12 protein-coding genes are annotated in these 18,280 nt (G+C 69.8%); 6 read left to right on the forward strand and 6 right to left on the reverse strand.

Going from position 1 to position 18,280, the window contains the following annotated elements:
• Positions 1-2: 2 nt before the first annotated feature.
• Positions 3-977, reverse strand: a complete 975-nt coding sequence (locus tag ABEA82_RS22155; RefSeq protein ID WP_345663314.1) for a tetratricopeptide repeat protein — start codon at positions 975-977, stop codon at positions 3-5.
• Between the two features lie 377 nt (positions 978-1,354).
• Here ABEA82_RS22155 and fxsT point away from each other — a divergent pair, with 377 nt between their 5' ends.
• The gene (gene fxsT / locus ABEA82_RS22160; RefSeq protein WP_345663315.1) at positions 1,355-3,985 is read left to right on the forward strand and encodes an FxSxx-COOH system tetratricopeptide repeat protein; all 2,631 of its coding nucleotides are present in this window, start codon (positions 1,355-1,357) and stop codon (positions 3,983-3,985) included.
• Here fxsT and ABEA82_RS22165 read toward each other — a convergent pair.
• On the reverse strand, positions 3,979-5,109 hold the full coding sequence (locus tag ABEA82_RS22165; protein WP_345663316.1) for an FxsB family cyclophane-forming radical SAM/SPASM peptide maturase: 1,131 nt from the start codon (positions 5,107-5,109) through the stop codon (positions 3,979-3,981). The genes fxsT and ABEA82_RS22165 overlap by 7 nt on opposite strands.
• Positions 5,106-6,872, reverse strand: a complete 1,767-nt coding sequence (locus ABEA82_RS22170) for an HEXXH motif domain-containing protein (protein ID WP_345663317.1) — start codon at positions 6,870-6,872, stop codon at positions 5,106-5,108. Before ABEA82_RS22170 ends, ABEA82_RS22165 begins: the two co-directional genes overlap by 4 nt.
• A 691-nt stretch (positions 6,873-7,563) precedes the next feature.
• Here ABEA82_RS22170 and ABEA82_RS22175 point away from each other — a divergent pair.
• From ABEA82_RS22175 to ABEA82_RS22195, 5 genes are all read left to right on the forward strand, one after another.
• The gene (locus ABEA82_RS22175; protein WP_345663318.1) at positions 7,564-9,267 is read left to right on the forward strand and encodes an NAD-dependent malic enzyme; all 1,704 of its coding nucleotides are present in this window, start codon (positions 7,564-7,566) and stop codon (positions 9,265-9,267) included.
• 126 nt (positions 9,268-9,393) lie between these two features.
• Positions 9,394-10,455, forward strand: a complete 1,062-nt coding sequence (locus tag ABEA82_RS22180; RefSeq protein WP_345663320.1) for an AEC family transporter — start codon at positions 9,394-9,396, stop codon at positions 10,453-10,455.
• A gap of 85 nt (positions 10,456-10,540) precedes the next feature.
• Positions 10,541-12,280, forward strand: a complete 1,740-nt coding sequence (locus tag ABEA82_RS22185) for an FUSC family protein (RefSeq protein WP_345663321.1) — start codon at positions 10,541-10,543, stop codon at positions 12,278-12,280.
• Between the two features lie 35 nt (positions 12,281-12,315).
• Complete coding sequence (locus ABEA82_RS22190; RefSeq protein WP_345663322.1) at positions 12,316-13,221, forward strand: LysR substrate-binding domain-containing protein; 906 nt, start codon at positions 12,316-12,318, stop codon at positions 13,219-13,221.
• Between the two features lie 218 nt (positions 13,222-13,439).
• The gene (locus tag ABEA82_RS22195; RefSeq protein WP_345663323.1) at positions 13,440-14,114 is read left to right on the forward strand and encodes a hypothetical protein; all 675 of its coding nucleotides are present in this window, start codon (positions 13,440-13,442) and stop codon (positions 14,112-14,114) included.
• A gap of 26 nt (positions 14,115-14,140) precedes the next feature.
• Here ABEA82_RS22195 and ABEA82_RS22200 read toward each other — a convergent pair whose 3' ends face one another.
• From ABEA82_RS22200 to hydA, 3 genes are all read right to left on the reverse strand, one after another.
• Positions 14,141-15,667, reverse strand: coding sequence for an NCS1 family nucleobase:cation symporter-1 (locus ABEA82_RS22200; RefSeq protein ID WP_345663324.1), 1,527 nt, complete (start codon positions 15,665-15,667; stop codon positions 14,141-14,143).
• Between the two features lie 140 nt (positions 15,668-15,807).
• On the reverse strand, positions 15,808-16,830 hold the full coding sequence (locus ABEA82_RS22205) for a TIGR03842 family LLM class F420-dependent oxidoreductase (RefSeq protein WP_345663325.1): 1,023 nt from the start codon (positions 16,828-16,830) through the stop codon (positions 15,808-15,810).
• Positions 16,831-16,841: 11 nt separating this feature from the next.
• Positions 16,842-18,245 carry a dihydropyrimidinase gene (gene hydA / locus ABEA82_RS22210; RefSeq protein WP_345663326.1) on the reverse strand — a complete coding sequence of 468 codons (1,404 nt, stop codon included), beginning with the start codon at positions 18,243-18,245 and terminating at the stop codon, positions 16,842-16,844.
• Positions 18,246-18,280: the final 35 nt, after the last annotated feature.

Below are 18,280 nucleotides of genomic sequence, written 5' to 3' on the forward strand. Positions count from 1 at the left end.
GGTCACACGGTTGCCGACGGCATCCGGCGGAGCAGCCGTCGGGCCCGGTCGGCGTGCGCGGACGGCAGCGGCTGGGGGGAGGTGACAGCAGCGTGCAGGGCGATCCGAGCCCGTTCTGTGTCTCCTTCACGCAGCCGGGCTTCGGCTACCCGCCGTTGGGTTCTGGCCCGGTGCGGGACAAGGAGGAGGGCATCCTCCAGTTCCGCCTCGCCGTCCGCTGTCCGGCCGAGGGCGATCAGACTGATCCCTCGGGCGGACTTCAGATCGGCACGCCGGTGCGCCTCGTCAATGGCGCAGCCACGCAGGCGGTCGAGGTCTGCGAGGGCGAGACGCGGCCGGCCGAGATCGGCGTGGATCTGCCCTCTCGCGAACAACGCGGCCCGGTTGTCCGGGTCGACGGCCAGCGCGCGGTTGAGGTGGGCCAGGGCGTCTGCCTCGTGCCCCGCGTACCACAAGGAGTATCCGAGACCGCTCAAGAGCACCGGGTCGTCGGGGAGAACGGTCAAACCCTCATGCAGCACGGCGGCCGCTTCGTCGAAATCGCCGGCCGTGAAGAAAGCCTCGGCGAGAGATCGGTAGACCCGTGCCGCGGACGACAGGTCATCCACAATGGTGAATGCCGACAGCGCTTCGCGGTAGTACTCGACAGCCGTGGGCCAGTCTCTCGCGCAACGGGCGATAGCCCCGCAGAGAGCGAGAGCGTCGGCGGTTCCCCATTCGTCGTTCACTTCGCGGTAGCCGGCACCGGCAGCTGCGGCGAGCTGCATCGCCGACGTCAGATCCCCCGCACAGTAGGCCCTTTCCGCAGCCACCCGCAGCTGGTCGGAAGTACGTGGCGCGTCTTCGTCGCGCTGCGCCGGTGACGGCATCACTTCCCTGTACGGCATCGACAAGTCGTACCACGGCGCGAATTCAGTATGCGTCGGTCCTCTGGTGCCGGAGCTCTCCGCCATGGAGTCCATCGGCGCCTCACTCATGGCCGCCTCCAAGCAGGTGGCCGCCTGAATCTCGTCGACTGCCCAACGAGGCATGGATCAACAAGTGTCCACCTCGACAACTCACCTTGTCAATCAAAATGACCTCCTCCGCACGCCGCCATCCGCTATGCGAACGCCGCATTCAAGCCCTCGGTCAAAACCTCGTCGCGGCCGTAACTGCCAGGCCGACAGATCACTGTGGCGACGCACAACATACCGGCCGGAACCCCACAGGGACCGGAGTTCGCAGGAACACATCCCGTTTCACCGGTAACACCCCAACGAGTGAGCCAGCAGAAATCATTGACGCGAAGCCAGACTCACGCGTCCCCCGCAGACCGGAAACGACGTAGCATGGACAGCCCGCCCAGTGGCATGTGGCCTCCTCCCATCGGAGCCACACCGTCCGAAAACACTCGATCGATAAACGACCAAGGAGCGGCTTCGTGGAAGCCTTCGCACGCAGTCTGATCTTTGGCGACGAGATTCCTGCCCGGAATCCACACTTCACAGGGCGGGAGGAGGAGCTGCGGATACTGCGCCAGCGGCTGACAGCGTCCGCCGTCGAAGTGCTGAGCCAGCCCCCTCAGGCCGTGTTCGGCCTCGGAGGCATCGGCAAGACGGAGATTGCCGCCGAGTACGCGCACCGGTTCGCCAAGGATTACGAACTGGTGTGGTGGGTGCGTTCGGAACATGAAGATCGCATGCGAGACGCGTTCGTGAAGCTGGGAAAGCGGCTGGGACTCGCCTCTACCGACGGGCAGCGCGACAAGTCGATCTGGACGGTGATGGACGCACTGCGCAGCGGTCCCTACGACCGGTGGCTGCTCATTTTCGACAACGCGACGCAGCCCGAGGTCGTCAAACGCTACCTGCCCATGGGCCGGCCGCACGGTCACGTCATCATCACCTCGCGCGAGCAGCAGTGGCGTCGCCACACCAAGGCCGAGGGCATCGAAGTCGCACAATTCTCCGAAGAGGAAACCGTCGAATTCCTCCGCAAAAGGGTTCCCGACCTGGCAGCACGCGATGAGCACGGCAGGCCGATCGACCGGGCGTCCGAGCGGATCCGCCACAACGATGCCGTACGCCTGGCACGTGCGCTGGACAATCTGCCCATCGCGGCGGAACATGCCGCTGCTTATCTGGCCGAGACCAAAAGGTCGGCGAGCTCCTATCTGGAGATGTTCGAAGAGAACGCACACGATTTGTTCAGCGAACACGTCGACATGGACTATCCCCGTGTCGTCGCCACCACATGGAGTATCTCCAGCCGTCAACTCGGCCCGGACGCCACCGAACTCTTCAACCTGTGCGCGTTCTTCTCCCCGGAGCCCATGGCAGAGGAACTCTTCCTCACCGGCGGCAGGAATGTGCGGGCGCCGGAAGCCCTTGCCGAAGTCCTCGCGGACACCCGGCGCTTCCGGCAAGCCGCACGACGGCTGCACCGCTATTCACTGGCGAAGGCGGACGGCAAGCGCAATGTGCTGATCGTGCACCGGGTCGTGCAGCGCGTCACCCGCGGACAGATCGCCATCGAACGTCCGGAGGACTGTGAGGCGTACCGCACAGCGGTCCACACCCTCCTCGCGTCCACCAACCCGCGGAACCCGGATCGAGAGAGCAACGACGCCCAGTACGAACGGTCCTTGCAGCACCTCGTGCCCGCAGGCGCCCTGCACACCGACAACCCCGATCTGCGCCAGCTCATCGTCGACCAGGTCCGCCGCCTCCACCTGCGGGGCGGACACGAAGAGTCCCTGCGCCTGGGGGAGGCGGCGCTCAAGGTCTGGCGCGAGACATGGGGACGCGACGACGAACGCGTCCTCCAGCTCGCCGTCGAGGTCGGCATCGCCCTGCGCCTGGCAGGGCGCTCCAAAGAGGCGCGAGAGCTCAACCAGGAGGCGCTGGAGCTGCTCACCAGGAATTTCGGCGAGGACCACGAAGTCACCCTCATCTGCGCCAACAGCTACGGCGGCGACCTGCGCGCGCTCGGGAAATTCGACGACGCACTCGAACTTGACCTCAAGCTGCTGCCGTTGTTCGAACGTGTCTTCCTCCCGCACCATCCCCGCACGCTCAACGTCCGCAACAACCTGGGCGCCGACTACAGGCGGCTGGGCCGGTTCCGCGAAGCACTGGAGCACGACGAGCGGGCCTACGCCGAGCGAGAACGGGTCCTCGGACCCACCAACCTGCGCACCCTCACCTCCAAGGACTCGATCTCGCACGACCTACGGGGCTGCGGCCAATATGATCTCGCCCTCGACGTGGCTCGCGACGTCATCACCGCCCTCGCGCTGCGCACCGGCCCGGAAACGCTGGACTCGCTCAACGCGCAGAAGAGCTTCGCGGTCGCGCTGCGCAAGGCCGGCCACTACGAGGACGCCCTCCAGGAGAGCCAGAGGGCGGTCCAGCGATACCTGGACTTCCTGGGCGAGAAGCACCGCTACACCCTGCGGGCCCAGATCAACCTGATCAACGACCTGAGGGTCACCGACCGTCTCCGCGAAGCCGAAGAACTCGGACGCTCGACACTGGCGCTGTGCCCCGAACTCGACAGCCCGAAGGGTGACATCACATGGGCCACCATGGTGAACCTCGCCCTGGTCCTCAGGCGCAACAACCCCGAGGAGGCACGGATCTTGGACGAGGGCGCGGTGCAGGGACTGAGCGAGGTCTTCGGCCCCGAGCATCCCTTCACCTTGCAGGCGACCGCCAACCTGGCCAGTGACCTCGCGGCCGTCGGAGACACGGCCGGCGCCCTCGAGCTGGGCGAGCGCTGCTACGAGGCCGGTGGCCGCGTCCTGGGCGAGAACCACCCGGACACCCTCGCGATGGGAGCCAACCTCAGCCTCGACCGGCGAGCCACGGGCGACACACGGCGAGCGGAGGACCTGCGGGCCGATGTCCTCCGCCGCTACGAGGAGGTCCTTTCCGTGGAACATCCGGTCACCCGGATCGCGCAGCAGCGCGGGCGCATCAGCATCGACATCGAGCCCTACTGAACAGCCCAGCCCAGATCCGCCGACACCCGACTCCGTATGGACGTGATCAGGTGCAGCAGATCCGGGCAGTAGACAGACGGATTCATGAACCCGCCCTTCTGGTGGTACCGGTGCGTGAACAGTCCGCCGCCACACGTCCGCATGACCGGGCAGCTCCGGCAGACGGCGGCCAGCGAGTCGGCGCCGCCCTGCCGAAGTCCGGTGAGCGGATGCGACAGAGCAGCGTCGAACGCGTCGGTCGCCACATGCAGGTCGAGGTCCGCGGCCCCCGCGTGAGCGGCCGCGAGCGAATCGAGTTGCTTGATCGACCCGTCCGTATCCACCACCACGACGGTCGACGGCCGCAACCCCAGCCCCTCGACCGCGGGAGTTCCGCCCAGAACCGCCTGAGTGATCTCCCCGAACAGCCGTACCCAGGTCTCCGCCTGGTCGTACCACCGCTCGAAGATCGCGAGCAGCCACTCGGCATACGGTGTGCCGGTCGTGCCCGCACCGCGTCCCGGGGGCGGCAGCGTCCACGTGCCGTGCGGGAGAAGGAAGTCGACTGCGGGCGGCGCGTACGCCAGCAGCGCCTCATATGTCGCGAGTGGCGGGCTCCTGAGGTCGATGGTGCAGAGCAGGCCGGCGAACATGCCTCGGAAGCGCTCTCCGCTCAGCAGTCGCAGAGCCCGGTCGACATGGTGATGGCTGCCTTCGCCGTTGGCGAAGCGCCGGTGCCGGTCGGTGGCCCCCGCGTCACCGTCGAGGCTGACGCCGATCCTCACCTCGAGACCGGCGAGAACCTCGAGACGCTCCCGTGTGAGTAAGGTTCCGTTGGTCTGCATGCTCACGTCCACCTGGGCCGGGACTCTCTCGCGGAGCCGCCGTACCAGCGCGGCAAGGAACCCGGTTCCAGCCAGCAGTGGTTCGCCGCCGTGCAGAATCAAGGAAAGTGACGGCAGACGGTGAGCGTCCACGTGCTCGGCGATCCGCTCGACCACCTGATGCATGGTGGTCACGCTCATCCGGCGCGGCTGGTGCCGCCACGACTGGTCATTCATCTCGTAGACGTAGCAGTAGTCACAAGCCAGGTTGCAGCGGCTGTGCACTTTCAGGACGAACTGTCGAAACGGAACCATCGTCATGATGAGCTCTCCGTGGCCTCGGCGCCGGCCAGCCAACCCGCGAGTTCGAGCGGGTCGATGCGGCTCCCCGTGATGTCGTGAATGGCCGAATGCACGGCGAAGACGAGCGGAATCCGGCGACGCAGGAATGCGGCAGCGGGGTCAGTCATGCTGTCCGCCAGAGCCATGGCCAGACCCGACCACACCTCCGGCTCCGCTGGGCGCCGACAGATCTCGGCCCGGTAGGCGTTGATCGCACCAGGCATGTCGTCTCGAAGCAACGCCACATCCGCCGCGCTGAGCCGCAACGCCCCCCACCCGTCCGGTCCTTCCTCCTCCAGCAGCTCCCGGAAGCGCTCGGGATCTGCATAACGCATGGTCAGCAGGGATCCCCTGGCATGAGCGGGTCGCTGGTGTGCGGGCTGGACACGACGCCGAACAGAAGCGCACTCGGCCGGATCCGGAGTCCTCCCGGCGTTCCACGCGGCGGCCAGCCGAGCGACCGGCTCGGGATCGAGCGAGACATGGCGCGCCTCCCACGTCGTCCGGTGCTCGTAGGAGGCAGCCGAGGCAAGGCGGCGTGCTGTGTCAGGCACACGGTCGCGCTGCCACCGACGCAACTGCTGCTCCGCCGTCTCGGCGAAGCCTCTTCCCTCCGCCGTGAGCCGATCCGAGACGAGCAAGCCCTTGACGACCTCCCGGGTCTCCCCGCAGCGACGGAAGAACTCCGCATGCCCCCGCAACGCCTGGTCTTGCGGCATGCGCCAACGTTGCACCTGCCAGAACCGGGTGACGCCGAGATAGGCGTAGGCACCATGCAGGAGTCCCCGCGCAGGGCGCGGATCGTCCCGCCAAGGCGCATAGAACAGTGCTCCGTCCCCGGGCACCACCAACGGAAAGAGATCGAGAATTCCGCACAGCTTCAGGTGCTGGAACTCGTGAACCAGGGTCTCGGCCAATGTCAAGTCATCGGCCGCCAGCGATGTAGCGATTGCCCCGAATACCGCGGGCGAGGTGGCAGCCACAGTCGACCCCGCCAGGTCGGGCCGGAGGGGAACGATGGTCTGCACGGAAACAGACATGGCTTCCGCCGTGTCGGGATGGTGCTCGGTCAGAATGCGCCAGGCACCCTCGATTCTTTTGGACCACCTCCGAATTTCCAGCGGACTCAGTCTATTCATCCGGCGATGCCGATAGCGATCCAGATACGGAGTGGTGTCGTCGAGATCGACAGACAGCGACAACTCCCTGTCCCGGACGCATACTCTCAACGGCACAGGTTCAGATAACACCGAGAGTGCCCCACCTGCCACCATCTCCAGGCGGGCACTACGACGCCGAAGCCGGACATCCCCCTGTACCGGAACTGGTATCGCGGCAAAACCTGGAATGACAAGCCGAGCGTCCGGCACCACCAACGGCAGATCAAAATCAATGCCGGCCCAGATGCAGCCAGCGGCTGCGAAAGTCCCCGCCCGGGCCAGATCTTCCCGCAAGGCAGGAGTCGCCTGATCCGCCTGAGTCACGCTTCTCAGACAGTCGACAGCCCACGCCCCCAACTGCGGCATCTGAGATATCCTGCCGAAAACGTCGGGGGCCTTCCACTGAACGCGTCCCAGTGACTCCCAGACGCCGGTCAACTCCAGTTCGGCGTGAACCGCAGGAAAGCGCCGGGCGGCCTCGTCGATGACGCCGTGAAAGAGGAGCAGGTGTTTGCTGCGTTCCGCTTCACACAGGCGCTCCATCGTCGCAACGTCGTTGCCGCCTCGGGCGAGCTGGTCCAAGTCCGCTCGCCGCAACCCATGTGTACAAACACCCAGGGGCTCGCTCATATGTTTGCATTGAAGGAGTAGAGCGGCTCTTGCTCGTCCTCGAGTCTCTCCAGTAACTTTCGCACCGATGCCCGGAGTCCCGCGGATGGCAGTTCGTCGATCTGCGACAGCCGCAAATCAGCCAGTTCGGGAAGATTGGACTGGAGAACTTCCTCCGACCGCTCCATGAGTCGCCCCCCACATCGACGCGGCGCGACTCCGCCGCGGTAGACGCCAGACCTGACTGCACCTTCTCTACCCCGGCAGAGGCAACCCTACAATTGTAGCCGCCAACTCCCGCCGGGGCCCTGGCATGAGATATGCAACTGTACTCAGCCATAGCCGAGTTAGTGCGCCCCGGCGCCGGACGCCGAGGAGTTGCCCTCACTCCGCCATCTCCGCGCGGCGCGTCGTCGCCCGCGAGCCGGTCGCCGACTGCCCGGGCACTGATCCGGAATGGGTGAACCCCGGCCCCCGGGCAGGGCGACGTCCATCACACCGCGCGGCTCGACCGACTCCGCATCCCCCGGAAAACCCGCAGGTCAGGGCTCGAATGCAGTCAGTGCATGGATCTTCGCAATGTCAGGCATTGGACGCATGCGACGCGGGGTCACAGTCTGGACCGTCTGGAACAAGCACCGGTCCCGACCTTCGAGGAGTCATCATGGGCACAGAGAGGAGCACCGTCGACGGTGTCATCCGGACGAGCGCGCGCGGACACGCCGTACTGAACAGTCCGCGGCTGAACCGGGGTACGGCCTTCACCCGGCGGGAACGGCAGGAGCTCGGGCTGGTCGGCCTGGTGCCGCCGCAGGTGCTGACACAGGACCAGCAGGCGGCCCGCGCCTACACGCAGTTCCGTTCCCAGCCCGACGACCTCGCCAAGAACGTCTACTTGACGGCGCTGCGCGACCGCAACGAGGTCCTCTTCCACCGGCTCCTCGGCGACCACCTCGCCGAGATGCTGCCGATCGTGTACACCCCGACCGTCGGTACGGCGATCGAGCGCTACAGCTACGAGTACCGCCGCCCGCGCGGCGTGTACCTCTCGGTCGACGACCCCGACGCCATCGAGAGCTCCCTGCGGGCTTCCGGACTGGGCGCCGACGACGTGGACCTGATCGTGGCGACGGACGGCGAGGCGATCCTCGGCATCGGTGACTGGGGGGTGGGCGGCATCGACATCGCGGTGGGCAAGCTCGCCGTCTACACGGCCGCCGCCGGCGTGGACCCGGCCCGCACCCTGGCGGTGATGCTGGACGTCGGCACCGACCGGCAGGAGCTGCTGGACGATCCGCTGTACCTGGGCAACCGGCACCCGCGCGTGGACCGGGACCGCTACGACGCCTTCATCGACGCCTACGTCACCGCGGCCACGAAGCTGTTCCCCGACGCCCTGCTGCACTGGGAGGACTTCGGCTCGTCCAACGCCCGCCGCATCCTCGACCGGTACCGCGAGAAGACGCTCACCTTCAACGACGACATCCAGGGCACCGGCGCGGTCAACCTGGCCGCCGTGCTCTCCGGCGTGCGCGCCGGCGGCGCCGCGCTGCGCGACCACCGGGTGGTGCTCCTCGGCGCCGGTACCGCCGGTGTCGGGATCGCCGAGCAGCTCCGCGACGCGATGATCGCCGAGGGGCTGACCCCGCGGGAGGCCGCGGGCCGCATCTGGGCCGTCGACCGCCACGGCCTGCTGACCGACGGCCAGCAGGGGCTGCGGGACTTCCAGCTGCCCTTCGCCCGTCCTCGCGCCGAAGTGGCCGACTGGCGGCACGACGAGAACCTCGGTGGTGTGCCGCTGGCCGAGGTCGTCGACCGGGTTCGCCCGAGCGTCCTGATCGGCGCCTCGGGGCAGGGCGGCGCCTTCACCGAGGACATCGTCCGCTCCATGGCCGCGCACACCGACCGGCCGGTCATCCTGCCGCTGTCCAACCCCACGCGGCTCGCCGAGGCCGTCCCCGCCGACCTGCTCGCCTGGACCGGCGGCCGGGCCCTGATCGCCACCGGCAGCCCCTTCGCGCCGGTGGAGACCGACGGCGTCACCCATCACATCGGGCAGGCCAACAACGCGCTGGTCTTCCCCGGCCTGGGACTGGGCACCGCCGTCGCCCGGGCCGAGCGGATCACCGACGGCATGCTGGTGGCCGCGGCCCGCGCCATCGCGGACCAGACCGACGCCACGGCACCGGGCGCGCCGATCCTGCCTCCGATCGACCGGCTGCGCGACACCTCCGTGGCGGTGGCCGTGGCGGTCGCGCGCGCGGCGGTGGCCGACGGCGTCGCCCGGGAGCCCGTCGACGACACGATCGAGGAGCGCGTGCTCGCGGCCATGTGGCTGCCGGAGTATCCGCCGATCGAGGCCGTCTGACGGGCCCGCGCCCAGGTCTCGCCCCACCCCCCAGGGGTCGCCGACCGTAGTCCCTCGGCTCTCTGACGTGCTGTCACCGGCCCGCACGGTCGCGCCTCCGCCCTTGTCCAAAGGATTGACGCAGTCATGTCTTTCGCCGAGATCTTCACCGTCGTGGTGCCGGTCTTCCTCCTGATCGCGGTCGGCTACGGCACCGGCCGCCGGGCGCTCTTCGACGCGGGCGGCGCCCAGGCACTGCGCGAGCTCACCATGCAACTCGCGCTGCCCGCCGCCCTGCTGCTGAGCATCTGGCGGACACCGCGGCACGTGCTGGTCGAGCAACTGCCCCTGGTGGGCCTGCTGGCGTTCGGGTTCCTCGCCGTGTACGCCGTGCTGCTCGGCGTCCTGCGCCTCGCGGCCCGCCGTTCGCTGCGGCGGGCGGCCCTGTTCGCCCTGGCGTGCGTCCAGCCGCAGTACGCCTTCATGGGCACCTCCGTCCTGGGGGGACTGTTCGGAACCGCGCAGGCCGCCGTGCCGATCGCCGTCGCGGGGATCATCGTCAACGTCGTCCTCGACCCGGTCGTCCTGATCCTGCTCGGCATGCCGGAACATCCGGCCCCTCGGACGGCCACCGCGGGTGCGGCGGCCCCCGCTCGGCAGCCGGCCCTGGCCACCGTCGGCGGGGGCGCGCCCGAGGCGTCCGCCGCCGAGCCGGCCCCCGCCGGGGCCGGGGCGTCCGGCCCCCGTCCCTCCGTGCTGCGCACCGTCGGGCACGCGCTGCGCGAGCCGTTCTGCTGGGGCCCGGTCCTCGGCCTGGTGCTGTCGGTCGCCGGGGTCGGTGTGCCGGAGATCGCCGACTCCGCACTGGGGCTGCTCGCGGGCGCCGCCTCGGCGACAGCCCTGGTGTACGTCGGCGTCTCCGTCGCCCGCATCGGCCGGCCCGCGCTCTCCCCCGCGGTGTGGGCGGTCTCGCTCACCAGCGTCGTGGTCCTGCCCCTGCTCGTCTACGGGACGGGGCTGATCCTGACCTCCGAGGCCGTGGCGGCCCAGGCCGCGCTGATCCTCGCGTTCCCCGTCTCGCCCGTCCCCCTGATGTTCGCCGCCCGGCACGGCTCGGCCGAGGACGTGCGGACCATCGGCTCCGCCGTGGTGCTGAGCCTGCTCCTCTCCTTCGTGACCCTGCCCCTGATCATCGAGCTGGTCGGCTGACCGCGGTCGCGGGAGCCGCCGGGGCACCGCCCCGCGCGGCCCCGCGCCCGCCGTCCGGCCGACCACCCCGAAAGGACACGGCCTCATGACACCAGCAGCGCACACGCGACCGGACCGTCCGCGCCGCACGTCGTGCCCGCCGTGGCCGCGCTCCGTCCTCGGCCGCGTGCCCGGCTCCCTGCCGCTCGCGGCGGCGGCGCGGGGCGCCGTCGCGCTCGCGCTGCCCCTGCTCATCGGACTCGCCACCGGGTGGGTCGTGCCCTCGGTGATCGCCGCGATCGGCGCCCTGTGGGGGGTGAGCCAGGACGGCTCCGATCCGTACCGGGTACGGGTGCGGCGGCTGAGCTGGACCGGGGTGTCCAGCGCGCTCGGCCTGCTCGCCGGTGAACTCGCCCTGCGCAGCGGGCAGCCGCCGGCGGTCGCGGTGACTCTGGGGACGGCCGCGCTGGTGGCCGGCGCTGTCAGCCTGCGGGGGCGGATCGCGTCCGTGTCGGGCATGCACCTTCTGCTCGGTGTCACGATCGGCAGTGGCATCCCCGTGCCGGGGCCGTGGTGGCAGGCGCCGCTGGCGCTGCTCGCCGGTGTCGCCCTGGTCCTGGTGCTGTCCGCGGCCCCGTGGCTGTGGCGCCGGCACCACGTCGAACGGGCCGCCGTGCTCGCCGTGTACCGGAGCGCCGGCGAGGCGCTGGCCGTGGCGGGTACCGACGCCGCCGAACAGGCCCGCCTGCGGATGACGCTGGCCCTGAACCACGCCCACGAGGTGATGGCCCCCCATCTCGCCCCGCGCGGTCAAAGGCGGCAGGACGGGACCGGGGAGCTGGTCCGGGCGTTCCACTGCGCCGTACGGCTGGGCGAGGCCGTGACGGCGGTGGTGTGGGAGGGCCATGCGCTTCCGCCCGCCCTGACCGGCGTACCGCGGCACCTGGCCGGACGCCTGCTGCCGGGGGACCGCACGGCCCCGGAGGACCACGTGGCGGAGCCGGTATCGGAGACCGGCTCGCCGGGGACGCGTGCCCTGGCCGATCTGGTCCGCGCCGTCGACGGCGAACCGGACGGCGCCGACCTGGAGTTGCGCCTGCCGGTGCACGAACGGCCCGGACGCGCGGCGCGGGTGCGCTACGCCCTGCTGCTGGCGGGATGTGTGCTCGCCGCCCATCTGCTCGCCGAGGTACTGCACCGCCCCCGCGGCTACTGGCTGCCCATGACGGTGGCCTTCGTCTACAAGCCCGACTTCGGCCCGCTGCTGCCCCGGGCACTGCACCGGTGCGTCGGCACGATCGTCGGAGTGGCCGCGATCGGAGCGGTGTCCGCGGCGGCCACCGGCACCTACGCCGTCGTGGGCGTCGTGGCCGTGTTCGGCGCGCTGATGGCCGTCGGCGTGCGGCACCACTACGCGCTCGCCACGCTGGGGCTGACCGCCGTCGTGTTCGTGCTCCTCGATCTGCTGGGCGACCACCGGGCGCTGTACGGCACGCGGGTGGTGGACACGGCGCTGGCGTCCGCGCTCGTGCTCGTGGCGCACTTCGTGGTGTGGCCGGACTCCTCCGACCACCGGGCCGAGGCACAGACGGAGGCCGCCGTCGCCGCCGCTCGCCGCTATCGCGACGCCGCGCCGCAAGCGGGCCCGGTGCAGCGGCAGTCGCTGCGCCGTGCCGCCTACCACCAGCTGGCCGAGGCGCGTCGCACGGTCGCTCACGCCCGGCGCGAACCGGCCCGCCGCGGACGGCCGCTGCCCGACTGGGAGAGCGCCATCACGGCGGCCGAACGGCTCTGTGACCAGGTGACCGGGCAGGCGGTCGCGGGCGCGGCGAGCCCGGCCCGGTGACGGCTCCCGTTCCGCGGCGGGGGAAGAATGGGGCCATGGACCTCCAGGTACTGCGTTCCTTCCAGGCCGTCGCCGAGGGAACGACGGTGACCGACGCCGCGACGGACGCCGGCATCACCCAGCCCGCCCTGTCACGGGCCCTGGCCCGGCTGGAGGACGAGGTCGGCGCGGAGCTCCTCCAGCGGGTCGGACGGGTGCTGCGCCTCACCCCGGCGGGGCGGGTGTTCAAGGAGTACGTCGACGGGGTGCTCGACAACTACGACCGGGGGCGGCGCGCCGTGGCCGAGATGGTCCACCCCGACTCCGGAGTGGTCTCGCTGGCCTTCCTGCACACCCTGGGAACCTGGCTGGTGCCGCGGCTCGTCACGGACTTCCGGCGGACCTTCCCCCAGGCGCAGTTCGAACTGCACCAGGACGGCGAGATCGGACTGACCCGGCACCTCCTCGACACGACCGCCGATCTGGTCATCACCAGCAGCGACCCCGGCCACCCCTTGATCACCTGGCGGCGGCTGCTGGTGGAGCCGCTGCGGCTGGCCGTCCCGGCGCGGCACCGGCTCGCCCGGCGGCGCCGGATCCGCCTGGCCGAGGTGGCCGAGGAGCGGTTCATCCTGCTCAAGCAGGGATACGGGCTGCGCGACATCACCGCGGCGCTGTGCCGCGAGGCCGGCTTCACCCCGGTGATCGCCTTCGAGGGCGAGGAGGTGGAGACCCTGCGCGGCCTGGTCGCCGCGGGTCTGGGGGTGTCCCTGATCCCGTCGTCGCCGGACGTCACGGCGGCCTCCGAGTCCCCGATCCGCTATCTGGAGATCACCGACGTCCGGGGCGCCCGGGACATCGGCATCGCCTGGCTGGCCTCGCGCGCCGTGCCGCCGATCGCGCGGCGCTTCCTCGACCACGCGCTGCGGGCGTCGGCCGACCGGGAGACGCTCGTGACGTGAATGTCCCTCCTGTGCCGTGAAGTCGACGCATGTCCTGCCTTGCCCAGGGGGCGCGGGCCCGATTCGGGCTGCTCAGCGCGACCGCGCCGACGCGAACAGTATTCCGGCGGCCCGTGTGGGAGACCGCACTTCCGCCGCACAGGGACTCATGTGACACTGTCGTCCCGTCCGCCGTGCGGACCTGATCCGCACCGTCCGTCCCCCACGAGAAGGGCGCCGTGCGTTCCCTACCTCTGCCCCTCACCCTGACCGCACGTCTGTCGCCGGTGGCCGTGCTCGCCGCGGCGGGCTGGGCGCTGTCGTCCGGTCCGCTCGCCGCACCGCAGGCCGCCGAGCACACGCCGGCCGAAGAGAAGACCGGGACGCAGTCCGCGTCCGCGCCGTCGACGTCGACCGAGTCGAAGACGTACACGGCCGCGCCCGCCCCGTGCGGGAGCGTCGCCGAGAAGACCGTCACCTCGCTGGTCCCCGGGGCCAAGAAGGCCGGCAAGGAGATCCCGTCCACGGACTCCGCGTTGCGCCGCACCTGCTCCTGGAACGCGCTCGAGGGGTACGACTACCGCTGGCTCGACGTCTCCTTCGAGATCATGGGGTCGGACGAGGCGGCGCGGAAGTCGTACACGGCCCGCACCGAGGAGAAGAGCGGCGGAGGGGCCGTCCCGGGTCTGGGCGACAGCGCGTACTCCGTCGTGAACCTCACCACCGAGGACAAGCAGCAGACCCGCGAGGGAACGGTCGTCGCCCGCGCCGCGAACGCGCTGGTCGTCATCACGTACAACGGCAGTGACTTCGAGTCGAAGAAGGCACCCGACACGGACACCATCAACAAGGGCGCCATCAAGGCCGCCAAGGAAGCGGTCGCCGCGCTGGAGGACGGTGGCGGCAAGGGCTGACCGCCCTCCGGCGCCCGCGTTTCGCGTCAGACGGTGGTCCGCCTCCGGCCCGTGGCCGTCATGAGCACCAGGTACAGCAGCATCGAGGTGCCGAGGCCCACCGCCCAGCCGTAGTCGGCCAGGCCGGCCAGGGCCGGGACGGGGCGGCCGTCGATCAGCGGCCTGAAGCTCGCGCCGCCGACGGCCAGTACGCCGCCGGCCACGAAGGCGACGACGGCCCGCCAGTTCCAGCCGCCCTCGTACCAGTAGCGACCGCCCGTGCGGTACAGGTCGGCCAGGTCCAGCCGGGAGCGGCGCAGGATCCAGTAGTCGGCGATGAGGATGCCGGCGACGGTGCCGAGCAGACCGCCGACCAGGCCGAGCCAGGTGAAGATGTAGCCCTGCGGGTCGGAGTACAGCTTCCAGGGGAAGATGAGCACGCCGAGCACGCAGGTGGCGAGGGCACCCGCCCGGAAACTGATCTTCCGTGGGGCGATGTTGGAGAAGTCGAACGCCGGCGAGACCAGGTTGGCCGCGACGTTGACGGACAGTGTCGCCACCAGGACGGTGACGAGGGCGAAGAGCAGACCCACCGTGTTGTCGGTCCTGGCCGCGAGCTGTACCGGGTCCCAGACGGCTTCGCCGTAGACGGCCTGCGAGCCCGAGGTGACCATCACCGACAGGAACGCGAAGAGCGTCATCGTCGTCGGCAGACCGAGGGCCTGACCCCACGTCTGGGCCTTCTGGCTCTTTCCGTAGCGCGTGAAGTCCGGGATGTTCAGTGACAGCGTGGACCAGAAGCCGATCATGCCCATGAGCGCGGGGGCGAACAGCTTCCAGAAGTCGGCGCCCCAGCCGAGCTTGGAGGGCTGGTCGAACAGCGGGCCGAACCCGCCCGCCTTGCCGCTCATCCACCACAGCATCACGAACGCCCCGACGAGCACGAACGGCGCCGCCCAGTTCTCGAAGCGGCGGATCGTCTCCATGCCCCGGTAGATGATGACGACCTGGAGCGCCCAGAAGATCGCGAACGACAGCCACATGGTCCAGGCGTAGCCCCCGACCTTCGCGGCGTCCGTCCAGCCGCTGCCGATGAGCTTGCCGGCCAGGAAGTAGATGGCCTCGCCGCCGATCCAGGTCTGGATGCCGAACCAGCCGCACGCGACCAGCGCCCGTACGACGGCGGGCAGGTTGGCGCCGCGAACACCGAAGGAGGCCCGGGCGAAGACGGGGAAGGGGATGCCGTACTTGGGTCCGGCGTGCCCGGTGAGCAGCATCGGTATGAGCACGATCACGTTGGCCAGGGCGATGGTGAACACCGCCTGCTTCCAGTCCATGCCGACGGCGATCAGACCGGAGGCCAGGGTCCAGGATGCGGTGTTGTGGGCCATGCCGACCCACAGCGCGGAGAAGTTGTACGTGGTCCAGGTGCGCCCCTCGACGGGGACCGGCAGCAGGTCCTCGTTGGCGTAGCGGCCGGTCGGTGCGGGAACGCCCGGGGCGATCTCCACCCGGCCGTCGGCGAGGGTGACTTGTGAGGTCGGCGGGGTGGCCGTGGGAGCGGTGTCGGTCATGGGCCAGGCCAATCAGGGGAGGTGGGACGGGAAAGGCCATGCGGGTGACGCCGATGGGGGGGTGCGCTCGGGAGCGTCCTGGGCCCCCTCCCCGGGCCGCCGGGGAGGGGGAGCTCAATAGGGGTTCCGCGAGGGAAGGGTCAGCCGTTGACGGCCGGGATCACGCGTGATCCGTACGCGTCGATCACGGCTTCCTGCGCGTCGTGCATGTCGTACACGGCGAACTGGTCCACGCCGAGGGCGCGCAGCGCGTTCAGCTTCTCGATGTGCCGCTCGACCGGGCCGATCAGGCAGAACCGGTCGACGATCTCGTCGGGCACGAACTGGGCGTCGGGGTTCCCGCTGCGCCCGTGGTGGGAGTAGTCGTACCCCTCGCGCGCCTTGATGTAGTCGGTGAGTTCGTCGGGGACGGCGGCGGAGTGCTCCCCGTACTTGGCCACCAGGTCGGCGACGTGGTTGCCGACCATCCCGCCGAACCACCGGCACTGCTCGCGCGCGTGGGCGAGCGCCTCGGGCGAGTCGTCCTCGGTGACGTAGGCCGGGGCCGCCACGCAGACGGTCACCTCGGCGGGGTCCCGGCCCGCGGCGACGGCCGCGTCCTTCACTGCCTTGACCATGTACTCGGTCAGATAGAGGTCGGCCAGCTGGAGGATGAACCCGTCCGCCTCCTCCCCGGCCATCCTCAGGGCCTTGGGGCCGTACGCGGCCATCCACACGGGCAGTTCGGCGCCGGGCCTGATCCAGGGGAAGCGGACGACGGTGCCGCCCCCGAGGTCGGCCTCCCGGCCACCGGCGAGCGCCCGGATGACGTGCATGGCGTCGCTGATCCGGGCCAGTGTGTTGGGCTTGCGGCCGGCCACGCGCATGGCGGAGTCACCGCGGCCGATGCCGCAGACCGTGCGGTTGCCGAACATGTCGTTGAGGGTGGCGAAGGTGGAGGCGGTGACCTCCCAGGTGCGGGTGCCCGGGTTGGTCACCATCGGCCCGACCTTCAGCTTCGTGGTGTTGGCCAGGATCTGGCTGTAGATCACGAACGGCTCCTGCCACAGCACGGCGGAGTCGAAGGTCCAGCCGTACGAGAAACCGTTCCGTTCCGCGCGCTTCATCAGGCTGATCACCCGCGAGGCCGGCGGGTCGGTCTGCAGGACGAGTCCGAAGTCCATCTGCGCCACTCCTAGTTGAGGTACTGACAGGTGGATCGCGGGGTGAAGACGCCGTGTCCGGCGTGACCGGTGTACTCCCGCTCGGTGATGACGGGCACGCCCCGCGAGAGGACCGTCTCGACCCGGCCGGTGACGTGCCTGCCCTCGTACGCCGAGTAGTCGACGTTCATGTGGTGCGTGTCGGCCGAGATGATCTGCTCGGCGTGCGGGTCGTAGATGACGACGTCGGCGTCCGCGCCCGGCGCGATGGTGCCCTTCTTCGGGTACAGGCCGAACATCCGGGCCGGGGTGGCGCAGGCGATCTCGATCCAGCGGCGGCGCGAGATGTGCCCGTCTAGGACCGCCTGGTGGAGCAGGTCCATCCGGTTCTCGACACCCGGGAGTCCGTTGGGGATCTTGGAGAAGTCGCCGCGGCCGAGCTCCTTCTGGCCGACGAAGCAGAAGGGGCAGTGGTCGGTGGAGACGACCTGGAGGTCGTTCGTCCGGAGCCCCCGCCACAGGGCGGCCTGGTGTTCCTTCGGCCTCAGCGGGGTGCTGCACACGTACTTGGCGCCCTCGAACTCCGGTTCGGCGAGGTTGTCCGTGGAGAGGAACAGGTACTGCGGGCACGTCTCGCCGAAGACGTTGAGCCCCTCGTCGCGGGCCCGGGCCAGCTCGGCGACCGCCTCCGTCGCCGAGACGTGCACGACGTACAGGGGGGCGCCGGCGACCTGGGCGAGCTTGATGGCGCGGTGGGTGGCTTCGGCCTCCAGCAGGGCCTTGCGGACCTCGCCGTGGTAGCGCGGGTCGGTCTCGCCGCGGGCCAGCGCCTGCTCCACCAGGACGTCGATGGCGATGCCGTTCTCGGCGTGCATCATGATCAGGCCGCCGTTCTCGGCGGAGCGCTGCATGGCGCGCAGGATCTGTCCGTCGTCGCTATAGAAGACGCCCGGGTAGGCCATGAACTGCTTGAACGAGGACACGCCCTCCTCGATCAGCATGTCCATCTCCTTGAGCGTCTCGTGGTTCACGTCGGAGACGATCATGTGGAAGCCGTAGTCGATCGCGCAGTTGCCCTCGGCTTTGGCGTGCCAGGTGTCGAGGCCCTCGCGCAGGGTGTGGCCGACGCTCTGCACGGCGAAGTCGACGATCGTGGTCGTGCCGCCCCAGGCGGCGGCGCGGGTGCCGGTCTCGAAGGTGTCGGAGGCGAAGGTGCCGCCGAAGGGGAGTTCCATGTGGGTGTGGGCGTCGACGCCGCCGGGGATGACGTACTTTCCGGTGGCGTCGATGACCCGGTCGGCGGTGAAGGTCTGTGCGGCGGGGGTGCTGGAGGCCGCGAGGGCGGCGATTCGGCCGTCCTCGATCAGGACGTCGGCGTGGATCTCGTCGGATGCGGTGATGACGAGGCCGCCGCGGATGACGGTTCGGGTGCTCATGCTGTGTCGCTCCTCGCCGTGTGAACGTGACGGTT

The organism is Streptomyces venetus, from assembly GCF_039540295.1.
In the GTDB taxonomy this organism is placed as follows: Bacteria; Actinomycetota; Actinomycetes; order Streptomycetales; family Streptomycetaceae; genus Streptomyces; species Streptomyces venetus.